Here is a 1,904-nt window from a genome sequence, read left to right as displayed (position 1 = left end):
GTTCATTAGTAAGTACATACACTGCTTTATATTTACCTTTCAGTGTATCCCCGTGAAAAACTATCCCCGAAATACCCCTTATAGATAGATTAAAGAGAAGAAAGGGAATAGTCTTATCAGACATTTCGCTACACACAATTAAATGATTGTTGGGCTTATAATCAAATGGGTGAATATTACTTCGCTGATTATACCAATTTGTAATTACCATTCCGCCTGTACCGGCCGCGGGTTCATAAGTAACCCCAGTATCTGATCCTAACAACGTAGATACCAGCTTCGATAAGCAAGCCGGAGTAAAATCTTGTTTATTATTTTTTCTATCTGCGTGTTCGTCTTCAAAATACTCATGAAACCAGTCGTAGCTTACATCACATTTGAAATAATCAAGAAATGATTTAAACACAAGGTTGCGTCTATTTTTATCACCAAAAAGAATTTCCATAACTCTTCCTGGTGCCTGGTAACTATCAGTTATATCCAGTAATTTATTAATATCTTCGAGAATCATATTATGTACTTTTCATGGTTTAATTTAAGCTCATTATTTGTCGATTGAGCATAAATAGTAGTAGTCTGGATACTCTCATGGCCAAGCATACGCTGAACCTGTTCAATTGGCATGCCTCTCTTTAAAGCAGTTGTTGCCGCCGTTCTACGGAATCTGTGTGGATGCACATTTTTTATTCCAACCCTTTTACCTAAGCTGCGCAACATTGATTCGACTGCGCTCTTAGAGATACGGCAGGGCTTCATATTACTGGCTATAGCTCCATTCATGCCATCCCAATCAGATATAAACAACGCTTCTATATCATCATTTCGAGATTCGAGATATTCCTTCAACGCTAACTTACAGCGCGATGATAAATATACAACGCGATATTTCTTACCTTTACCAAGCACTTCTATCTGCCCGTCGAGCAGATTTACATCTTCTCTATTTACTCCAATCATTTCAGATACTCGGCACCCTGTAGAGAACAGAAATTCAATGATGGCTTTATTTCTCTTAGTTTTGGCTTCGTATCTCAATTTTTCCATTTCGTCTTCACTTAAAGGATTCCGTATTTTTTTTACCTGACGAACGCCTTTTATCCGACTAACTGGATTCCTGCCTATAAGTTCTTCCTCTACACACCAGTTGAAAAAACTGTTCATTACACGTCTGATATTATTAAGTGTATTATCACTTGATTTCTCTATCTTTTTATAAGCCAAATAAAGGCGAACATCTTCTGTTGTAATTTCCTTAATGTGTTTTCCTACTTTATTCAGGAAGCAGGAAAGAATAGTACCATAATATGTTAACGAGTTGGGAGATAGCCCTTCAACCGCTTTTGCAACAAAGAATTTTTGATAAATTGTCTTGTCGGTATCATCATACAATACTATAGCTGTTTCCTTTTTTGTCAAATCATAATCTTTTAGCACATAAGATAAAGCCTCTAATATTATGGATATGTTTTCGGTGGGTATTTTACCGTACAAGATATCCCTAAAATCACTTATTAATTTCTCTTTCATATCATTTATTTATTAATGAAGCCCATACGTTGTCTTTTTCCCAAAACCAAAGAAAGCCTCCAGCACTTTTGCGTTTTTTGTCACAACACTGACGAATGTTCCTTGCAGTTATTCCCAATGTTCGACCAGCTTCCTCAGATGATTTAAAAACAGCAAATCTGCCATCTCTAATTGCCACGACTTCTTTTGCATTCCATCCACCAATATCAAGCCTTGGACTCAGGTTTTTTATGCCAATACTTTTGATTCTTTCAATTTTATCAGCATAAATATATTCATTCATTTTTCGCCCCTTGTTATGTGGAATAGAACCTTTCAGAAACCTGCCTGTAACCGGATTACGATTTATTTTGATAGGTTCGATATAAAGTTCCATA

3 protein-coding genes are annotated in these 1,904 nt (G+C 36.1%); all 3 read right to left on the bottom strand.

The features are described from left to right. On the bottom strand, positions 1-511 hold a 511-nt coding region (locus tag DW083_RS21860), incomplete at its 3' end, for an N-6 DNA methylase (protein WP_122333823.1). Next, positions 508-1,527: a site-specific tyrosine recombinase/integron integrase gene (gene xerA / locus DW083_RS21855; protein ID WP_122333822.1), complete on the bottom strand. Its 1,020-nt coding sequence runs from the start codon at positions 1,525-1,527 to the stop codon at positions 508-510. The genes xerA and DW083_RS21860, both read right to left, overlap by 4 nt. Before the next feature lies 1 nt (position 1,528). Beyond that, the coding region (locus DW083_RS21850; RefSeq protein ID WP_122333821.1) for a hypothetical protein at positions 1,529-1,904 on the bottom strand (376 nt) is incomplete at its 5' end.

It is taken from the genome of Parabacteroides sp. AF48-14 (assembly GCF_003477465.1).
In the GTDB taxonomy this organism is placed as follows: domain Bacteria; phylum Bacteroidota; class Bacteroidia; order Bacteroidales; family Tannerellaceae; genus Parabacteroides; species Parabacteroides acidifaciens.
This window is presented reverse-complemented; position numbering and strand designations above follow the sequence as displayed.

Excerpts from the sequence above, each read along its gene's own strand:
- xerA (WP_122333822.1), bottom strand. The coding sequence starts at position 1,527 with ATGAAAGAGAAATTAATAAGTGATTTTAGGGATATCTTGTACGGTAAA.